The following is a 15,329-nucleotide window of genomic DNA, read 5'->3' on the forward strand; positions in this document are numbered from 1 at the left end:
GTTATCGGCCGGCGGCGGCCTGGGCCTCGACCGCTTCCCGCAGGGATTCGACGAGTGTGGTCACGCGACCATGCTTCATCTTCCAAGAGGCTTTGTTGACGATCAAGCGCGAGCTGATGTCGCTGATGTGCTCGATCGGCACCAGCCCATTGGCCTTGAGTGTACCGCCGCTCTCGACCAGATCCACGATCAGGTCTGAGAGCCCAACTAAGGGTGCGAGCTCCATCGAGCCATAGAGCTTGATGATCTCGACTTGTTGGCCTTTGGCGGCAAAGTGGCGCTCGGCACTGCGCACGTACTTGGTCGCGATCCGCAGCCGGCCACGCGCCGGCGGTGGCACCAACGCGGTGTCGGGGCGGCCAGCCACCATCAGCCGGCAGCAGGCGATACGCAGATCGAGCGGCTCGTAGAGTCCTTCGCCGCCATGCTCGAGCAGGACGTCCTTGCCGGCGACGCCGAGGTCGGCGGCACCGTATTGCACATAGGTCGGCACGTCACTGGCGCGGATGATGACCAGCTTCACGCGCGGATCATTGGTATCCAGGATCAGCTTGCGGCTGGTCTCTGGGTCTTCCGTCGCCTGAAGCCCAGCGGCCTCGAGCAAGGGCAGTGTCTGCTCAAAGATGCGTCCCTTGGAGAGCGCGATGGTGAGCCTTGGGTCGTCGGACATAGCGATGGTCACTCTCGGCAACTGGACGGGTCAGGGGAGATCAGCAAGGGGTCGGGCAGAGATCAGCAGAGGCTAGGGCGGATCAATGCACGCGGCGGATCACGGCACCCAGGGTGGCGAACTTTTCTTCGATATTGTCGTAGCCGCGATCGATATGGTAGATGCGATCGATCAGTGTATCGCCCTCAGCGACCAGACCGGCGAGCACTAGGCTGGCCGAGGCGCGCAGATCGGTCGCCATCACCGGCGCGGCGGTCAGCCGCTCAACCCCGCGGCAGATCGCGACATTGCCTTCAATGCGGATATCGGCACCCATGCGCTGCATCTCGAGCGCATGCATGAAACGGTTCTCGAACACCGTCTCCTTCACCATGGCGGTCCCCTTGGCGATGCTGTTGAGGGCGCAGAATTGGGCCTGCATGTCGGTCGGGAAGGCCGGATGCGGTGCGGTCTGAATATCGACCGCGCGCGGCCGCTTGCCCTGCATATCGACCTCGATCCAGCCTTCGCCGGCGCTGACTCGAGCACCAGCCTCGCGCAGCTTCATCAGTACCGCGTCGAGCAGATCGGCGCGCGTGTCGAGCACCCGCACACGCCCGCCGGTCATCGCCGCGGCGACCAGATAGGTGCCGGTCTCGATCCGATCCGGCATCACCGCGTAGCTGGTGCCGTCGAGTCGCTCGACGCCCTGGATGCGGATGGTATCGGTGCCGGCGCCGCTGATCTGCGCACCCATTTGGTTCAGGAAGAGCGCTAGATCTACCACCTCGGGCTCGCGTGCGGCGTTCTCGAGCAGGGTCTCGCCGTTGGCGAGCGTGGCCGCCATCATCAGGTTCTCGGTGCCGGTCACGGTGACCATCTCCATCACGAAGTGGGCGCCCTGTAAGCGCTTGGCTCGCGCATGCACAAAGCCGTTCTCGACTCGGATCTCGGCGCCCATCGCGCGCAGCCCCTCGAGATGGATATTCACTGGGCGGGCACCGATCGCACAGCCACCGGGCAGCGAGACATCGGCCGCGCCGAACCGTGCCAATAGCGGGCCGAGCACTAAGATCGACGCGCGCATCGTCTTCACCAGATCATAAGGCGCCTCGATGCTGGTCACCTGGCGGGCATCGGCCTGAATGCCCATGCGCTCGTCCACGGTCAGCTGCACCCCAAGCCGCCCGAGCAGCTCCATGGTGGTGGTGATGTCGCGCAGATGAGGGACGTTAGAGAGCGAGCAGATGCCATCGGCCAGCAGGGTGCCCGCCATGATCGGCAAGGCCGCATTTTTGGCGCCGGAGGCACGGACCTCGCCATCGAGACGCGCGCCGCCGCTGATCAGGAGCTTATCCATGCTGCGCAGCCTCGATGCCGAGGAGATCCTCGACGTTCGAGAAGGTGGCGATGCGAACCATTGCCTCCGGCCAGTGCTGGAAGCGGAGGCTGATCCCATCGCGGACGGCTTGCTCTACCCAGTCGAGCAACAGTGCAACTCCAGCACTGCTGCTGCGATTGACACCACTGAGGTCGATGACGACCACGACGGGCTCGCGCGGATGCTCGGCGCGCATGGCTTTAAGCATCCGCCCGCCCTGCCGCGCCAATGCGGGTATGCTGCTGAGCGAGAGCGATCCCTGTAGTGCGAACTGACCTGGGCCAACCTCGGTGAGGGTCGCCGTCTGATCGGCTGTCGTCTGTCTTGCTTTGCGATCAAGCACGGACTCAGGCACCGCGAGCGGTCTTCGCACGCAACTGTTCGATCAGGCCATCGATGCCTGAGGTGGCGATCGTGCTGCGGAACTGGCTGCGATAGTTGGAGATCATGCTGACGCCATCGATGACCACGTCATAGACCTGCCAGCTGCGGCCACGCTCGAGCAAGTAGTAGTCGATTGGAATTGGCGCGCTGCCAGGGTCGCGGACCTCGGTCGGCACCACCAGGGTGCCAGAGCGCGTGCCAGGGCGTGCGGACTCATAGACGATGTCCTGGCCCGAGTATTTCATGATCGATCTGGCGTAGGTCCGCACCAGGAGATTGCGGAAGCCATCGGTGAGCTGCTGCTGTTGCTCTGGGCTCGCGTTACGCCAGTCGCGGCCGACGGCCAGCCGGGTCATCTGCTCGAAGTCGAAGTGTGGGGCCAAGATGCTGTCCACCAGCTCGTTGATGAGCTGTGGCTTGCGCTCGACTTCGGCCCGCCGATGTTCGAGCGTGCTGAGCATCTTGTCGGCGGTGCGCTCAACCAGCTGCGTCGCCGACGGCTCGGCGCCAATGCTATGGAGGGGGCAGGTTAGCAGTAAGATGCCAACGATCAGGAGCCGTCTCATTCGCCACCCCCTTCTGCTTTGCTTAGGAGAAATTGTCCGATCATCTGTTCGAGTACCAAGGCCGATTGTGTGAATTCGATGCGATCGCCGTCGCCGAGTGAGTCTGGGCTGCCGCCGGGGTCTAGGCCGATATATTGCTCACCGAGCAGCCCGGCGGTGTAGATGTTGGCAAAGGTGTCGTTCGGGATCTGATCGTAGCGGTCCTCGATGCGTAAGGTCACTAGGGCCTGGAAGGTCTCCTGATCGAAGTCGATCGCCTCGACCCGGCCAAGTCTGACACCAGCCATGCTGACCGGTGCGCGCACGCGCAAGCTACCGATGTTGTCGAATTTGGCGGTGAGGATATAGCCCTCGCTGGTGGCGGCCGTGCTGAGGTTGCTGACCCGCATGGCCAAGAAGAACAGCGCGACGAAGCCGAGTGCCATGAAGGCACCGACTAGGATCTCGCTCAGGCGACTCGCTGCCATAGCTTCAGGCTCCGAACATCAATGCAGTGAGAATGAAATCCAGCCCCAGCACCGCAAGCGCCGATTGCACCACGGTGCGTGTGGTGGCGCGACTGACACCGGCTGAGGTCGGGCTCGAATCATAGCCCTCATAGAGCGCGATCCAGGTCACGACTAGACCGAAGACTAAGCTTTTGATCACGCCGTTGACCAGATCTTCATCAAAGTCGATCTTGCTTTGCATTTGCCCCCAGAAGGCGCCGTCGTCGACACCGAGCAGACCGACACCAACGAACCAGCCGCCGATCACGCCGATGGCGCTGAACAAGGCGGCCAACAGCGGCATCGAGATCAGACCGGCGAAGAAGCGCGGCGTTAGTACCCGTTTGACCGGGTCGACGGCCATCATCTCCAGACCGGAAAGCTGTTCCGTTGCTTTCATCAAGCCGATCTCCGCGGTCAGCGCAGAACCGGCTCTGCCGGCGAATAAGAGTGCCGTGACCACCGGTCCGAGCTCGCGGACCAGTGAGGCCGCGACCATGACGCCAAGACTCTCCGAGGCGCCGAATTGCGAGAGCACATAGTGGCCCTGCAGGCTGAGTACCATGCCGACGAAGAGGCCCGAGACGATGATGATCAAGAGCGAGAGCACGCCGATGTGATAGATCTGCGCCAACAGCAAGCGCGGGCGAGTCAGCATCGAGGGCAGGCCGCCGAGGATGCCGAGCAACAGCAAATGAGCACGGCCTAGGCTCGCTAAGATGGCGAGTCCAGCGCGCCCGAGGTTCGCCAACGCGTCGAACATCGGGGCGACGCTCAGTGGCGGACGCCCTGGAGCAGGTCCTGCTCCAGCGTCTCGGCCGGGTAGTGGTAATGCACAGGGCCATCCGGCTCGCCGTCTATGAATTGCCGCACCCAAGCGGATTCATTAGCGGCGACTTCTTGCGGCGTGCCCGCCGCCATGATCTGTCCGTTGGCGATGATGTATAGGTAATCGGCGATGCTGGCTGTCTCGGTGACATCGTGGCTGACGATGATGCTGGTGAGACCGCTGGCATCGTTCAGTTGCCGGATCAGCGACACCAAGACCCCCATGGAGATGGGGTCCTGGCCGGTGAAGGGCTCGTCGTACATGATCATCATCGGGTCCAAGGCAATTGCCCGCGCTAGTGCGACGCGTCGCGCCATGCCGCCGGAGAGCTGGCTCGGCATGAGCGTTGCCGCGCCACGCAGTCCGACCGCTTCGAGCTTGATCAACACCAGCTTGCGAAGGATCGACGCTGGCAACTTGGCATGCTCGCGAATCGGGAAGGCGACGTTCTCGAACACGTTCAGATCCGTCAGTAAAGCGCCACTCTGAAACAGCATGCCCATCCGGGTGCGCAATCGGTACAGCTCAGTGCGGCTCAATGACTGAATGGCCTGGCCGTCTACTTCAATCGTTCCAGCATCTGTCTGTAGCTGGCCACTGATCAGCTTCAGCAAGGTCGTCTTGCCGGTTCCGCTTGGGCCCATGATCGCCGTGACCAGGTTGCGCCGAATGTCGAGATCGATGCCATCGAAGATACAGCGTTCTCCATGGCAAAAGCGCAGACCGCGCACGCGCACTAGTGTCTGGTCTTCGGCCATCGCGAATGCCTCGGCCCTGGTCTGCGGGGCGGCTGCAGTCTCTGAAAGGGCTGGTGCCATTAGATGAAAGTCCGTGCTTAGGCGGCGATCCAAAGCCCGGCATTCTCGCGGCCTCCCCCCACAGCGTCAAGGACGTGGCCGCGCTGAGCGGCTTGACCTGCTAACTCAGCCCAAGGAGATCCAACAATTCCTGCCAGGCCATGAGCGCGTTGCTGCTCGGTCGGGCCAAGATCACTAAGCGCGGGGCGCGACCCTGACGTTCAGTCATCGCGCTCAGCCAGTCCCGTGCCCGGCGCAGGTCGCGATGAAGCTCAGCTGGGGCGAGGACGGCATACTGATCGGTGGGGCTGGTGGCCTGTGGCGTCGAGTGCTGATACTGATAGCGCAGATACTGGGCTGCGTCGGGCGTTGTTGTCGTCTGGGACGCTTGCGCAATGGGTTCGAGCCAACCATCGAGTCTTGCGCCGAGTGCTTGGAGTTGAGCCTCAGGCTCTAGTCCTGGGGCGGCGTTTGGCGACGGCTGCATGGACCGGCGTTCGACGGCGAAGCGAAAGCTTGGAGGCACATCCTCGGACCATTGCGCCACCTCCCGAGGGTCCGCCCTCGTCCACAGCATGGCTGGCAGCACAGTGGCGCGGAAGTCGTTGGCAAAATAGCTCAGCCGCCAATCCTCGGGCAGATCGCTCGGATAGAATTGGTCACTATCGGCCAAATCCCCCCAGCCGCGGCAAGTCACCATCGTTGTGTCACGCATCCGCGTATCATAGGGCGGAAAGCTGCATGGTTAAAGCCGCATGGTTACACTTGCGTGGAGAGCCAGAACCAATGACCGACTACAAGGCGCGCGCCAAAGCAATCGAACTGGTGGTCTTTGATGTCGACGGGGTGCTGACCGATGGCAGCCTTTTTCTCGGCGACGATGGTCAGGAATACAAGGCGTTCAACTCGCGCGATGGCCACGGCATGGCGATGCTGCGCCAGGCGGGTATCGCGATGGCGGTGATCACCGGGCGCCAGTCGGAAGTGGTGCGTATTCGCATGGAAAGCTTGGGGGTTGAGCATATCTACCAAGGCCAGCGCGATAAACGCCCTGCCTATGATGCGCTGCGCCAAGTCTGCGGGCTCGAGCACGCGCAGATCGCCTATGTGGGAGATGATGTCGTTGATCTGCCTGTGATGCGGCAGGTGGGCTTGGCGATTGCTGTTGCGGATGCGCATCCGCTGGTGAAGCAATACGCGCACTGGCAGACGCGATTGCCCGGCGGTTGCGGCGCCGCGCGTGAGGTCTGTGAAGGGTTGCTCGAGGCCCAGGGAAAGCTTGAGGCCCTATTCGATGGTTATGCGAGCTGCTGATGGACCCGTCGCGCTGGGCGCTGGGCGCGAGCGCTGGCTGGCGGTGCTCTTGGTGGTCACCGGCCTCCTGTCCTGGTGGCTGCTGCCGGCACGCGATCCGGGCCAAGGCCCTAGGGCCGGTGGCGACCGTCGCCCCGACTATGTCGTGGAAGGGCTTCGCGCCCTCAGCCTGGATAACAAGGGTATGCCTTATCGGCGTCTTGACGCGCGTCGTCTGCGGCACTACGCGGACGATGGAAGCAGTGAGCTAGATGATCCTGTGCTCCTGGTGCATGACGATGATGGTCCAGACCTGCGAGCGCGTTCGGTACTGGCCTGGATCAACGCGAGCGGCGATGAGATCCTGCTGGAGCAAGATGTCCGGCTGCAGCGAGCAGCAACAGCGGACTCGGCGCCGATCGAGCTGCGGACCAGCGAGCTCTTGTTTCTGCCGCAGTTCGACTACGCCGAGACCAGTCATTTCGTCGAGATCGAGCGCGAGCAGGATTGGATCAGCGCGACCGATGGCCTACGCGCCTGGCTCGGTAGCGCGACTCGCATTCAGCTGTTTGGACGCGCTCGCGCGGCGCTGGCTGGTGATGATGACGCCGCTCAACGACGATGATGCAGGATGAATGCACGATGAGGAGAGGGTCATGAGCCCGAAGCAATGCTGCGGTTGGGGGCGGACTCTGCTGTTAGGTCTGGCGTTGGCAACGGCGACCTCCACGAGCGCGCTCGAGTCGGATCAGTATCAGCCGATGTATATCGAGGCTGATGCCGCAGAGCTCGACGAGAAACAGTTGACCAGCCTCTACATCGGCCATGTCGAGGTCACCCAGGGCAGCCTGTTCATCCAGGCCGACGAGGTGCTTGTGCATCACAAGCCAGACCGCCGTGCTGAGAAGATCATCGCAATCGGTCAACCGGTGCGTTATCGGCAGCTGCTTGATGATGATCCGGAAGAGGTCAAAGGCCGCGCGCTGCGGATGGAGTACGAGGCTGACCGCGAACAGCTGACCCTGATCGATGAGGCGGTGTTGATCCAAGGCGAGGACCGTTTTGCGAGCGATCGCATCGTCTACAATCGGATCACCAAGCGCGTGACTGCGGGTAGCAGCGCCCAAGGCCGCGAGCGAGTGAAGATTCGGATCGAGCCCGAGTCGGAGCCCGCTTCACGGCCAGCATCGGCTCCCTGATGGCGATCCTCGAGGCGCGTGCGCTGGCCAAGACCTATCGACGACGGCGCGTGGTTGATGGTGTTGATCTGGCTGTCGATGCCGGTGAGGTCGTGGGCCTGCTGGGACCAAACGGGGCCGGTAAAACCACCAGTTTCTACATGATCGTCGGGCTCGTCGGCGCTGACGCTGGTCGCATCAGGCTCGATGCCGAGGACATCACCCATCGGCCAATGCACGCGCGAGCGCGGCGGGGTCTCAGCTATCTGGCACAGGAGCCATCGGTCTTCCGTAAACTCTCGGCTCGGGATAATCTGATGGCGGTACTCGAGATGCGCGACGACACGAGCCGCGAGGATCGCCGGCAGCGCTGCGACGAGCTGCTTGATGAGTTGGGCATTGGCCATGTGGCCGATTCACTTGCGCTCAGCCTCTCCGGTGGTGAGCGCCGGCGGCTCGAGATCGCGCGCGCGCTTGCGGTTGAGCCCAAGGTCATGCTGCTTGATGAGCCCTTTGCTGGGGTCGATCCCATCGCGGTAGGCGATATCAAGCAAATTATCAGTCATTTACGCGATCGTGAGATTGCTGTGCTGATCACCGATCATAATGTTCGGGAGACGCTCGACATCTGCGACCGGGCCTATATCATCAACGCCGGCCGAGTCATTGCCAGCGGAGCGCCGGCGGTGTTGCTGCAAGATACGCAGGTGCGGGCGGTCTATCTTGGCGAGCACTTTCGACTCTGAAGACCTTGGTAGAAACCAGGAGATCTAAGCTTGGCGCTGCGACTGAGCCACCTTTTCGTCTAGACTGCAAGCCAATAAGGCCTTTTGTACCCGCATAGCCGCTCGGAATGAAGCAAAGCATCCAGCTCCGTCTTGGTCAGCAGCTGACCATGACGCCGCAGCTCCAGCAAGCCATCAAGCTGTTGCAGCTCTCCACGCTCGACCTCCAGCGCGAGATCCAAGACGCGCTCGAGTCTAATCTGATGCTGGAGACCTCGGACGAAGATCAGGTTGGGCGAGAGGATGCGGGGGACACCGCTGGCGAGACTGCTGAGTTGCGCCAAGCACAGACCGATGCCTCCGTCGATGCCGAGGTTCCCGCTGAATCGAGCACGCTGCCCGATGATCTGGCGCTCGACAGCGAGTGGAGTGATACCTTCGACAGTGATCCTGGCGCCCAGTATGCCGGCCCTTCAGGTTCCCCTGGGTCGAGCGCGTCTGGCGATGTCGACCTCTTTGCGCAGCAGTCGAAACCACAGACGCTGCACGACCATCTCGAGTGGCAGCTCAATCTGGGCCGCCTTGGGGCGCGTGACCGCCTGATCGCCGAGGCGCTGATCGATGCGATCGATGCGGATGGCTATCTTCGGCTCGATCCCGCCGAGCTGCTTGAGACGCTGGATCTGGAGGATCTCGAGCTCGACGAGATCGAGGCCGTGCTGCATGGCATTCAGGCCCTCGATCCCGCTGGGGTTGGTGCTCGCGATCCGCGCGAATGCCTGTTGCTGCAACTACGCCAGCTGCCGCCGGAGACGCCAGATCGCGCGGGTGCGCTGAAGATTTGCGACAGCTTGTTCGACGCGCTGGCGCGCAACGATCTGGATGAATTGCGCCGTCACACCAAGCTTTCCGACCTTGATCTGGCGCGCTCGTTAACGCTGATCCGGTCGCTGCAGCCGCGGCCAGGCTCCCTGATCAGTGACCATCGGACAGACTATGTGATTCCTGATGTGTTGGTGCGTAAGCAGGCTGGTGTGTGGCAAGTCGAGCTAAATCCTGAAACTCAGCCTAAACTGAGAGTGAACGAAGACTATGCAAAGCTGATCCGGCGCGCCGATGATGGGGCCGAGAATGTTTGCTTGAAGACGCATCTGCAGGAGGCCCGTTGGTTTATCAAGAGTCTGCTCAGCCGCAACGATACGGTGCTGCGAGTGGCGGCGAAGATCGTCGAGCTACAGCGCGATTTTTTCGAGTACGGCGAGGAGGCCATGCGTCCGCTGATCCTCAGAGATGTCGCAGACTCGCTCGAGCTCCACGAGTCGACCGTCTCACGCGTGACCACGCAGAAGTACATGCATACGCCGCGTGGTACGCTGGAGTTCAAATATTTCTTTTCCAGTCATGTCGGCACGGCATCGGGCGGAGAATGCTCTTCGACCGCGATTCGTGCCTTTATCCGCAAGCTGGTCGCCGCCGAGGCGGCGAACAAACCGCTGAGCGACAGCAAGATCGCCGGCATCCTGTCCGAACAGGGGATCAATGTCGCGCGACGTACTGTCGCCAAGTACCGCGAGGCAATGGGTATCCCACCCTCGAATGAGCGCAAGCGCCTTTAGCTGCAGCGCTGAATGTCTGCCGCTAAGGCTCGCCTGCAAACCCAGGAGTGACGCAATGCAAATCAACCTCACGGGCCATCATGTCGATATTACCGAACCGCTGAAAGGCTACGTCGAGAGCAAATTCGAGCGCCTAGAGCGCCACTTCGATCACGTGATCAAAGTGCATGTGATCCTGAGCGTCGAGAAACTACGGCAGAAGGCCGAGGCCCGCATCCACATGAATGGCGCCGATGTCTTCGCCGATGCCGTTCATGAAGACATGTATGCGGCCATTGATGGGCTGATCGACAAGCTCGATCGCCAGGTGCTGAAGTATAAGGAGAAGCGCCAGAGTCATCGCGGTAGCGCCACCAAGACGGCTGCCGAAGGGGAGACGGTCAGCGGTGAGCTAGACGATGAGCAGGATGATCTATGAGACGCCACTGCACTGAGCGATGCTCAGGCTGCTTGCAGCGATGAGCGTCTGGTCAATGACTGTGCCGGAGCGGGATGTGAGGCGCTCCGGCCTCCTTTGCGATGCTGCTAGGCTGATGCCTCTGCCGTTGTTGTCCTTATCCAACCAGGCCGTACTGCGTCCTGCATGCGAAGATCACTTTATTTGGAGCGACGGTCGATGTTTCCCCCCAGCCTGATTACTGAGCCGCGCATCCGCTGTCGTGTCGAGGTCACGAGCAAGAAGCGATTGCTGGAGGCCTTGGCCGAGCTCTTGGCGAGTGCGGGTCTGCAGTGTTCTTCAGCCTCTGTCTTCGACCTGTTGAACGATCGCGAACGGCTCGGTAGCACGGGCTTAGGCGAGGGCATCGCGCTTCCGCATGCGCGCATCCAAGGCATCGACACGGCCATTGGCGCCTTCGTGCAGTTGAGCCAGGGCGTCAGCTTTGATGCGCCGGATGATCGTCCGGTTGACCTCGCCTTTGGCCTATTGGTGCCACAGGAGGCAACCGATGCCCATCTGAATCTGCTGGCGAGCCTTGCCGAGCGCTTTAGCAATCCGCAACTGCGCGCGGCACTTCGGGCTGCCGATGATGCCAGTACGTTGCTGGACTTATTGCAGCGTCACGCTTAAGGCTGGCTCGTCGCACAGATGCCCCCCGTCGATACCTTGCAAGGCCTGATTGAGCACCTCGGGCCGAGGCTTGGGCTGCGTTGGCTAACCCCCATACCGGATCAGCCGCGCGCCCTGGTCAATACGGACTCACTCGCTGGGGCGGCCCAGAGTCTGGTCGGCTCGCTCAACTGCATCCATCCTAATCGCCTGCAGGTTCTAGGCGGGGCTGAGATTCGTCATCTCCATGACTTGAGTCCGGCCGCGGGCCGCGACATTCTTGATCGGCTCTTTGCCGCCGAGCCCGCGGCGGTGATCTTTGCTCAGGACATCGATCCGCCGCCGGGCTTTTTCGCCCGTGCTCGACAGGCCGGTACCCCGCTGCTCTCCTCGCCGAATGCTGAAGAGGAGATCGTTGACCGGCTGCAATATTTCCTGACTTACGCGCTGGCCGAGCGCACCACCCTGCACGGCGTCTTTCTGGATGTGCTCGGTATGGGCGTGCTCTTGGTCGGCGACCCGGGCATTGGCAAAAGTGAGCTGGCGCTCGAGATGGTGGTGCGTGGACACCGGTTGATTGCCGACGACGCGCCCGAGGTCGCGCGCATTGGTCCCGAGACCCTAGAGGGTAGCTGCCCAGCACTGCTCCGAGACTTTTTGGAGGTTCGCGGACTGGGGGTGCTCAATGTGCGTGCGATGTTTGGCGAGGGTGCGGTCCAGCGGCGAGAGCATCTGAACTTGATCGTCAGTATGCGGTCGTTCGATGGAGACGCGTTGGCGCAGATGGACCGCCTGCGAGGGAGTCTCTCTGCGCGCCATATCCTGGGCGTGTCGGTTCCTGAGGTCACCCTACCGGTAGCCCCTGGTCGCAACCTGGCGGTGCTGCTGGAAACCGCGGTGCGCAACCAAATCCTTCGGTTGCGCGGCTATGATGCTGGCGTCGATCTGATCGATCGGCAAGCCCGTTCCATCGACGAGAATGCCCCATGTGTTACCCCGTCGCCGTCCATTTAGCACAGCAATCGATGCGGCTCCTGTCGACTAACGGATGTTAGGCATGGAACTCATCATCATCAGCGGCCTGTCAGGGGCAGGCAAGAGCGTCGCGCTGCGCACGCTTGAAGATATCGGCTATGTCTGTATCGATAATCTGCCCCTGTTCCTACTGCATGACCTGGCGTTGGGGCTGAAGGAGACTCGCCCTGAGGGCGGGGATGGCCGCGCCGGGACAGCGATCGGCATTGATGCGCGCAGTGGCCCTGCATTACTCGCTCAGGTGCCGGGGGTGATTGAGGCACTGTCGGCAAAGGACATTGCGATCCGCGTCATCTTTCTTGAAGCCGATACGCCGACCCTCGTCACCCGCTTCAGCGAGACCCGGCGTAAGCATCCGCTGACCGGGTCCGAGCGCCCCTTAGCCGAGGCCATCGAGCTCGAGCGTCGCCTGCTGCGGCCGCTGCGCGAAGTCGCTTCCACACAGATCGATACCTCCAGCACCAATGTGCATGAATTAAAAGAGCTGGTGCGGGATAATCTGAACCGCAAGGGTCGTGGTCAGGCGCCGGTACTGCTACAGTCGTTTGGGTTCAAGAACGGCATTCCCACCGCAGCCGACTTCGTCTTCGACCTGCGTTGCCTGCCGAATCCGCACTGGCAGGCAGAACTGCGTCCGCTGACGGGGATGGACCAAGCGGTGGCGGATTTCCTGGAACGCTCACCTGAGGCGATGCAAATGCGCGATGACCTCATCGCCTTTCTCGACCGCTGGGTGCCGCGTTTCGAGACCGACGGCCGCAGCTATCTGACCATCGGTATCGGCTGTACGGGAGGCCGCCATCGCTCGGTGTATATGGTCGAGGCCCTGCATCGACACTTCGAGGCGCAGGGGCGCCCGATCTTGGTGCGTCATCGGGAGCTGGGATGAGCGTTGGCGTCTTATTGATCACCCACAACCGAATCGGTGCGGAATTGTTGGAAACCGCGACCCGCATGCTTGGCTGTTGCCCCCTGGCCGCGATTGCGATCGACGTGCACGAGCAGGATGATCCCGACCAGCTGCGTCGGCAGATTCTGCAGTATGCCGAGCAGTTGGATGATGGCGCCGGCCTCTTGGTCTTGACCGACCTCTACGGTTCGACGCCCGCCAATATCACCGATGCGCTCTGCGGTCGCCAACAGGTCCGCGTGCTCAGCGGGGTCAATTTGCCGATGTTGGTCCGTGTGCTCAACTACTGTCAGCTCGAGCTGGCGGCGCTCGCGGAGAAGGCGCTGAGCGGTGGTCGTGATGGTGTGTTTCGCTGTCATGAGGGAAGGCCGTCATGATCCACAGAGAGCTCGATATCATTAATCGGCTGGGGCTTCACGCCCGTGCCGCCGCCAAATTTGTCACCTGTGCCAGCCGCTTTGCGAGCCATGTCCAGGTCGAGCGTCAGGGTCGCCGAGTGAATGGCAAGAGCATCATGGGGGTGATGATGCTGGCAGCGGCCTGCGGCACACGGATCAGGGTTGAGATTGAGGGGCCCGACGCCGAGCAGGCGGCCGACGCGCTCGAGGCCTTGGTGGCCGATCGTTTCGGAGAGGGTGAGTGACTACCGCGCTGCTGGGGGTTGGCGTCAGTGGCTCGCGACCGGTCGCGATTGGTCGTGCCCAGCTGTTTGCCCGTGAGCCGACGGTCGTTACCGAGGAGATCGATCAAGATCAGATCGAGGCGGAGGTCGCGCGGCTTGATGCCGCACTCGAGTGCGCGCGACGACACCTCGAGTCGGTTCGTTGTCAGATCCCGGATTCAACGCCGCTGCATATTGCTGAGTTCATCGACGCGCATCTGTTGATGCTGACGGATTCGGCGTTGGTCGACGCCACCCGCGATCTGATCCGCGAGCGCAGCATCAACGCGGGCTGGGCCCTACAGATCCAGCGCGATACCCTGGTCGAGGTCTTCGACGCCATGGGCGACGCCTATCTGCGCACCCGGCGTGATGACGTCGACCATGTTGTGCGCCAGATCCAGGTCTTCCTCAGCGGCGAGCCTTCGGCGCAATCGATCTCCGCGAGCGACCTCAAAGATCGGGTCATCGTCGCCGATGACCTGACCCCTGCCGATACCATCCTGCTGCGACATCGCGGCATCTGTGCCTTCGTGATCGAACACGGTGGTCCGATGTCGCACACGGCGATCCTGGCTCGCAGTCTCGATATCCCGGCCGTCCTCGGGGTGCACAATGCGACTCATCTGCTGCGCCAAGATGAGCTCCTGGTCGTCAATGCCGAGAGCGGAACCGTTCTAGCAGGCGCCGATGAGAGCATCCTGGCTCATTATCGCAGGCGCCTGGTCAGTGCCGATCAACGTCGGCACCGGCTGCGCGAACTGGTGCGGGAGCCGTCCACCAGTCGCGATGGCGTGCCGGTGGTCCTGCTCGCCAATCTCGAGCTGCCCGAGGATGTTGAGGCCGTCCGCTCCAGCGGCGCATCCGGCGTCGGGCTCTACCGCACCGAGTTTCTGTTCATGAATCGCATCGGACTGCCGGATGAAGAAGAGCATCTGGCCACCTATCTCGATGTGATGCGCGGCCTGGATGGCATCCCACTGACCATTCGTACCCTCGACCTGGGTATGGATAAGCAGGTCGATGGTCTCGCTGGCAACTCCGCGAGCCTGACCAATCCGGCACTCGGCCTGCGCGCCATTCGGCTGTGTCTGCGCGAGCCAGGCCTATTTGTACCGCAGCTGCGCGCGATCTTGCGGGCGTCGGCGCAGGGCCCGGTGCGGCTCATGCTGCCGATGATCTCCTCGATCGCTGAGGTCGAGACCGTGCTCGGGATGATCGCCGAGACCCGGCGCACCCTGCGTCGCCAGGGACTGCCATTCGACCCGCTGATGCCAGTGGGCGCGATGATCGAGGTTCCAGCCGCTGCCCTCTGTGCCGGCGGCATTGCCAAACGCGTCGACTTCCTGTCGATCGGCACCAATGATCTGATCCAGTACACGCTGGCCATCGATCGCGTCGATGATAGCGTCAACTATCTCTATGAACCCCTACATCCCGCGGTGCTGCGGCTGATTCGCTACACGCTCAGCAGCGCCGCCGAGTCGCGCACCCGTGTCAGCATGTGTGGCGAGATGGCCGGCGATCCGCGCTACACAGCCATCCTGCTCGGTCTGGGGCTGCGCGAGATGAGCATGCAGCCGGCCTCCCTGCTCGAGGTCAAAGAGGTGGTGCGGCGTTGCGATGTTGGTCGCGTCAGCACCCGCATGGACCAACTCATGGACCGCCTCGACGACTTGACCCCAATGCAGCTCTTGGACGCCGTCAACGAGGTCGCGAACGACTAATTCGGCTAGCATGGCGCGCCAACCGAGCTCGACCTCCATTGC

The 15,329-nt window shown here is 62.2% G+C and carries 20 protein-coding genes; 12 read left to right on the forward strand and 8 right to left on the reverse strand.

What is annotated here, in order from left to right; all coding sequences use genetic code 11:
* Position 1: 1 nt before the first annotated feature.
* The 8 genes from hisG to VBE63_RS02495 all read right to left on the reverse strand — a co-directional run bounded on the left by hisG (position 2) and on the right by VBE63_RS02495 (position 5,809).
* Positions 2-670 carry an ATP phosphoribosyltransferase gene (gene hisG, locus VBE63_RS02460; RefSeq protein WP_323681404.1) on the reverse strand — a complete coding sequence of 223 codons (669 nt, stop codon included), beginning with the start codon at positions 668-670 and terminating at the stop codon, positions 2-4.
* A gap of 82 nt (positions 671-752) precedes the next feature.
* The gene (gene murA, locus VBE63_RS02465) at positions 753-2,009 is read right to left on the reverse strand and encodes a UDP-N-acetylglucosamine 1-carboxyvinyltransferase (RefSeq protein WP_323681405.1); all 1,257 of its coding nucleotides are present in this window, start codon (positions 2,007-2,009) and stop codon (positions 753-755) included.
* The gene (locus VBE63_RS02470) at positions 2,002-2,373 is read right to left on the reverse strand and encodes an STAS domain-containing protein (protein WP_323681406.1); all 372 of its coding nucleotides are present in this window, start codon (positions 2,371-2,373) and stop codon (positions 2,002-2,004) included. Before VBE63_RS02470 ends, murA begins: the two co-directional genes overlap by 8 nt.
* 4 nt (positions 2,374-2,377) lie before the next feature.
* On the reverse strand, positions 2,378-2,980 hold the full coding sequence (locus tag VBE63_RS02475) for an ABC transporter substrate-binding protein (protein ID WP_323681407.1): 603 nt from the start codon (positions 2,978-2,980) through the stop codon (positions 2,378-2,380).
* On the reverse strand, positions 2,977-3,447 hold the full coding sequence (gene mlaD / locus VBE63_RS02480; RefSeq protein ID WP_323681408.1) for an outer membrane lipid asymmetry maintenance protein MlaD: 471 nt from the start codon (positions 3,445-3,447) through the stop codon (positions 2,977-2,979). The genes VBE63_RS02475 and mlaD overlap by 4 nt, the downstream gene beginning before the upstream one ends.
* Positions 3,448-3,451: 4 nt before the next feature.
* Positions 3,452-4,231 (reverse strand): lipid asymmetry maintenance ABC transporter permease subunit MlaE, encoded by a 780-nt coding sequence (gene mlaE / locus VBE63_RS02485; RefSeq protein WP_323681409.1) that lies wholly within the window; start codon positions 4,229-4,231, stop codon positions 3,452-3,454.
* 11 nt (positions 4,232-4,242) lie between these two features.
* Positions 4,243-5,055: an ATP-binding cassette domain-containing protein gene (locus tag VBE63_RS02490; protein WP_323681410.1), complete on the reverse strand. Its 813-nt coding sequence runs from the start codon at positions 5,053-5,055 to the stop codon at positions 4,243-4,245.
* Positions 5,056-5,215: 160 nt separating this feature from the next.
* Positions 5,216-5,809 (reverse strand): hypothetical protein, encoded by a 594-nt coding sequence (locus VBE63_RS02495; RefSeq protein WP_323681411.1) that lies wholly within the window; start codon positions 5,807-5,809, stop codon positions 5,216-5,218.
* Positions 5,810-5,880: 71 nt separating this feature from the next.
* Between VBE63_RS02495 and kdsC the strand changes: the two genes are divergently transcribed.
* From kdsC to ptsP, 12 genes are all read left to right on the forward strand, one after another.
* Positions 5,881-6,408 (forward strand): 3-deoxy-manno-octulosonate-8-phosphatase KdsC, encoded by a 528-nt coding sequence (gene kdsC / locus VBE63_RS02500; RefSeq protein WP_323681412.1) that lies wholly within the window; start codon positions 5,881-5,883, stop codon positions 6,406-6,408.
* Positions 6,389-7,012 carry an LPS export ABC transporter periplasmic protein LptC gene (gene lptC, locus VBE63_RS02505; RefSeq protein WP_323681413.1) on the forward strand — a complete coding sequence of 208 codons (624 nt, stop codon included), beginning with the start codon at positions 6,389-6,391 and terminating at the stop codon, positions 7,010-7,012. Before kdsC ends, lptC begins: the two co-directional genes overlap by 20 nt.
* Positions 7,013-7,043: 31 nt before the next feature.
* Positions 7,044-7,586 carry a lipopolysaccharide transport periplasmic protein LptA gene (gene lptA / locus VBE63_RS02510; RefSeq protein WP_323681414.1) on the forward strand — a complete coding sequence of 181 codons (543 nt, stop codon included), beginning with the start codon at positions 7,044-7,046 and terminating at the stop codon, positions 7,584-7,586.
* Positions 7,586-8,311, forward strand: coding sequence for an LPS export ABC transporter ATP-binding protein (gene lptB, locus VBE63_RS02515; RefSeq protein WP_323681415.1), 726 nt, complete (start codon positions 7,586-7,588; stop codon positions 8,309-8,311). Before lptA ends, lptB begins: the two co-directional genes overlap by 1 nt.
* Positions 8,312-8,418: 107 nt before the next feature.
* Positions 8,419-9,906, forward strand: a complete 1,488-nt coding sequence (locus tag VBE63_RS02520) for an RNA polymerase factor sigma-54 (protein WP_323681416.1) — start codon at positions 8,419-8,421, stop codon at positions 9,904-9,906.
* Between the two features lie 55 nt (positions 9,907-9,961).
* Positions 9,962-10,324 (forward strand): ribosome hibernation-promoting factor, HPF/YfiA family, encoded by a 363-nt coding sequence (hpf, locus tag VBE63_RS02525; protein ID WP_323681417.1) that lies wholly within the window; start codon positions 9,962-9,964, stop codon positions 10,322-10,324.
* A gap of 198 nt (positions 10,325-10,522) precedes the next feature.
* Positions 10,523-10,975, forward strand: coding sequence for a PTS sugar transporter subunit IIA (locus tag VBE63_RS02530; protein ID WP_323681418.1), 453 nt, complete (start codon positions 10,523-10,525; stop codon positions 10,973-10,975).
* A gap of 18 nt (positions 10,976-10,993) precedes the next feature.
* Positions 10,994-11,968 (forward strand): HPr(Ser) kinase/phosphatase, encoded by a 975-nt coding sequence (gene hprK / locus VBE63_RS02535; protein ID WP_323681419.1) that lies wholly within the window; start codon positions 10,994-10,996, stop codon positions 11,966-11,968.
* Positions 11,969-12,011: 43 nt separating this feature from the next.
* Positions 12,012-12,878, forward strand: coding sequence for an RNase adapter RapZ (rapZ, locus tag VBE63_RS02540; RefSeq protein WP_323681420.1), 867 nt, complete (start codon positions 12,012-12,014; stop codon positions 12,876-12,878).
* Positions 12,875-13,276, forward strand: a complete 402-nt coding sequence (locus VBE63_RS02545; RefSeq protein WP_323681421.1) for a PTS fructose transporter subunit IIA — start codon at positions 12,875-12,877, stop codon at positions 13,274-13,276. Before rapZ ends, VBE63_RS02545 begins: the two co-directional genes overlap by 4 nt.
* A complete protein-coding gene (locus VBE63_RS02550) occupies positions 13,273-13,542 on the forward strand; it encodes an HPr family phosphocarrier protein (RefSeq protein ID WP_323681422.1) in 270 nt (89 codons plus the stop codon). The genes VBE63_RS02545 and VBE63_RS02550 overlap by 4 nt, the downstream gene beginning before the upstream one ends.
* The gene (gene ptsP, locus VBE63_RS02555; RefSeq protein ID WP_323681423.1) at positions 13,539-15,287 is read left to right on the forward strand and encodes a phosphoenolpyruvate--protein phosphotransferase; all 1,749 of its coding nucleotides are present in this window, start codon (positions 13,539-13,541) and stop codon (positions 15,285-15,287) included. Before VBE63_RS02550 ends, ptsP begins: the two co-directional genes overlap by 4 nt.
* The last annotated feature ends 42 nt before the right edge of the window (positions 15,288-15,329 follow it).

The organism is Lamprobacter sp., assembly GCF_034860625.1.
GTDB lineage: Bacteria > Pseudomonadota > Gammaproteobacteria > Chromatiales > Chromatiaceae > Lamprobacter.